Source organism: Micromonospora globispora (genome assembly GCF_003857015.1).
GTDB classification, from domain to species: Bacteria; Actinomycetota; Actinomycetes; order Mycobacteriales; family Micromonosporaceae; genus Micromonospora; species Micromonospora globispora.
The window spans coordinates 1-3,321 of the sequence record NZ_QGGF01000746.1; the positions used below are offsets into that span (position 1 = coordinate 1).

General features: G+C 72.2%; 3 protein-coding genes. All 3 read right to left on the bottom strand.

Annotation, left to right across the window (positions count from 1 at the left end; all coding sequences use genetic code 11):
* Positions 1 to 391: 391 nt before the first annotated feature.
* On the bottom strand, positions 392 to 1,117 hold the full coding sequence (locus DKL51_RS33175) for a hypothetical protein (RefSeq protein WP_109943644.1): 726 nt from the start codon (positions 1,115 to 1,117) through the stop codon (positions 392 to 394).
* A 261-nt stretch (positions 1,118 to 1,378) separates the two neighbouring features.
* Positions 1,379 to 2,509: a DUF3626 domain-containing protein gene (locus DKL51_RS33180; protein ID WP_124813228.1), complete on the bottom strand. Its 1,131-nt coding sequence runs from the start codon at positions 2,507 to 2,509 to the stop codon at positions 1,379 to 1,381.
* Between the two features lie 73 nt (positions 2,510 to 2,582).
* Positions 2,583 to 3,321, bottom strand: a 739-nt coding sequence (gene rho, locus DKL51_RS33185) for a transcription termination factor Rho (RefSeq protein ID WP_124813230.1), incomplete at its 5' end; no start/stop codon positions are given.

A 3,321-nucleotide genomic window follows, 5' to 3' on the forward strand; every position in this document is an offset into this window, starting at 1 on the left:
GGGCCTGCTCGCGGCGCCGGGACCATGTGTAACGACCACCGGCCGGCCATCATTCCGGGCCAGGCCATCCGGCAGGATCCCGCGGGGGCGGGGCTGCTATCGCGGCCGTCGGGGATGTGTAACGCCCCCACCCCCGCCACGATTCCGCCGTCGGGATGCCGCCGGTCACACCCACAAACCGGACATACGGCGCGTGCGCCGACGAGGCAGCACACACCCCCGCCTCGTCGGTGGAACACCATGGACGTCACCGGAGCCGGGAGACCTCCATGACGTTCCACTCGCCGCGCGGGGGCCCACGTCAACAAACGGACATTTACCCCGGCACCGACAGAACCGGCCGGCCCCCGCATCAAACGGGAACCGGCCGGTTCAGTGAATCAGTACAACCTCACCAGATCTGCTGGACGATGTCCGCAGCCTGCTCCTCCCACTGCGCGTATGCGAAGGGGAACGCCGACACCTGGACGGTCTGCGCCGCGGTGGTCAGCGGCAGGTCCTGCCACCCGCCCACGTTCTTCAGTGCGGTGAAGAACGCCTTGGCGGCGTAGTCCGGGTCGGTGATCTGCTCGGGGGCACCCCAACCGGACGACGGGCGCTGCTGGAACAGGCCCTGCGAGTCGTGGTCGTTGTACGCGCCGAGGTGGCCGAGGTTGTAGAGCTTCGACTCCTGCAGCGAGGTGGCGACGCCGATCACGGCGCCCCGCTCCCCCACGCCGGTCTCCTTGGCCGCCTTGACGATGGCCTTGGCGTTGGCCAGCTGTGCGTCGTCGAGCGGGATGCGCGACTGGGCGCCCTGGACGCCGTGCGGGACGAGCTTCTCCCGGCTCGGCTTGTTGCTGTTGGTGGCCGGGACCTTGTCGCTACCCGTCGTCTGGCCCGACTCGACCGTCTGCACCTTCTGGCCGGTGTCCGGGTCGATCTCGGTCTTCTTGCCGGTCGCGAGATCGATGGCGGCGACGGCGCCGGCATGCGGGCCGGTAGTGACCGGTGCCGCGATGGCGGTGGGGGCGACTGCCAGGCCGCCGATCGCGGCGACGCCGGCGATGATCAGCGCGGTCTTGCGATGCGGGGTCTTGGCGATGGCGGGGAGCCATCGAGTGAAGTGCTGCTTCACGATGGGGCCCTTTCGATCGTTACGACGCGCTCCGGGGTGAGCCCGCCTCGGGGGAACTGCTCAGCCGGCACGGGTTTACGTCCCGGCACTACGGGGGACACAACCAGCTCCACGTGTCCGTCATTCCGGATATGCCCCGGGCCAGGTCGGGTGCGGCCCAGCTCACGAGGGCTTTCGGACAGGCCAGCCGACGCGATGTGGACGGGCGCAGACAGCTCGGCGGGACGCGAAACGGGCAGCGGGGCCGCGAGCCCCGCAGCGTCAGGCCTCAGCCGGGGTACCGAACCGGACGAGGACGTGCCAGAGCTGCTTGAGGTGCTGAAGGGTGACCTCGGTCGGCCCGCGGTCCGCCCACCGCTGCGGCTCGGTGACCAGCGAGGCGGCGGCCCGGCCGATCAGCGCGGCGTGGATCGGCTCTCCCGGGCGGCCGAACTCGGCGTGCACCCGGGCCGCCAGCGGCGGGATCGCCGGGCCGCGGAACTCCGGGTCGATGCCGTCCACGGGCAGCTCGAACCCGGCGTGCCAGTGCAGCGGGAAACCGTGTCGGCCGGCGATGTCCTGAAGCGTCCGGCCCGTCTCGGTGTTCCGGAACGACGGGTCGACCACCAGCGCCTCGACGTCCCGGGCCAGACTGAGCTCCCCGTGGATCTGCGCCTCGATGTAGTCGTCGAGCGCCCGCCCCGCCGCGCCCGGCCGGGCGGACTCCCGCTCCCGACGGCGGACCAGGGTGCGCAGCAGGGTCTCGGTGTCCATTCCCGCCACCCCGAGGCTGGTCCCGGTGCCCGCCGTGGCCTCGAGCAGCGCCGCCAGCACCGGTTCGAAGACGTCGAGCGTGCCGAGGTCCTTCGGCCCGAGGTGGCTGTCGCCGAAGCAGAAGGTGGCCCGCCCGAGGAGCTCGGGTCGCAGCCGCAGGTGGCAGGAGCCGAACCGGGGGCAGGCGCCGTCCGGATGGTCCAGCAGGTTCAGGCCGCCGTACTTGGGGCGGTCCGCCGGGCTGACGCCCGCGCGCTGGTACGCCCCGCCGAACAGCGACTCCTCCCAGCGGTCCCGGTCCCCGCCGGGGAACGCGGTCAGCCCGCCGCTGGAGATGCCCGTCTCGAACTGGCTGCGGTAGACACCCTCCTCGGCGAACGCGGTGGCGACCGTACGGCCGGCGCGCAGCAGCCGGTCCGGGTGGAAGTTGAGGGTGAGCCGCCCGTCCGTGGCGACCGCGGCGATCACGTCCTGCGGTCGGTACTCGGCACCGGAACCGGCGAGGTGCCGGGCGATGACGGCGAGCGCGGCGGGCCGGTCCCCCTGCGCGACCTTCCGGACGTGCCGGAGGGCGGCGGCCTGCGCCGGGGTCAGCACGAGCGCCTGCGGGGCGAGCTGGTCGGGGCGGGAGTCGGTCACCCGCCGAGTATCGGGAAGGCACCCGTCCTGGCGCAGCCCGGTTTCCCAGCGGCTGGGTCGTCGCCGGTCGCGACTAGCCGCGGGTCATCGGGCCCAGCCGGGCCAGGAAGCGGTCGTTGTCCGCAGTGGTGGCGAGCTGGTGAAGCAGCTGTTCCAGAGCCTGCTGGCGGTCCAGCTGGGACAGTGCGGACCGCAGGCCACGCAACCGGTTCAGTTCGACGCCGGTGAGCAGCAGGTCCTCGCGGCGGGTGCCGGACGGGCGGAGGTCCACCGCGGGGAACGTACGCCGGTCGGCCAGCGACCGGTCCAACCGCAGTTCGGCGTTGCCCGTGCTCTTGAATTCCTCGTAGATGAGCGTGTCGGCCGCCGAACCGGTCTCCACCAGCGCGGAGGCGATGACGGTCAGCGAGCCGCCGTGCTCGACGTTGCGGGCGGCGGCGAGCAGCCGCTTCGGCGGGTTGAGCGCGGCCACGTCCACGCCGCCGGAGAGCGTCCGCCCGCCGGAGCGGACGGCGAGGTTGTAGGCGCGGCCCAGCCGGGTCAGCGAGTCGAGCAGCACGACCACGTCGTGCCCCAGCTCGACCAGACGCTTCGCCCGCTCGATCGCCAGCTCCGCCACCGTCGTGTGGTCCTGCGGCGGACGGTCGAACGTGGCCGCGATGACCTCGCCCTTCACCGACCGAGACATGTCGGTGACCTCTTCCGGCCGCTCGTCCACCAGCACCACCATCAGGTGGCACTCCGGGTTGTTGCGGGTGATCGCGTTCGCGATCGCCTGCAGCACCATCGTCTTACCCGCCTTCGGCGGCGAG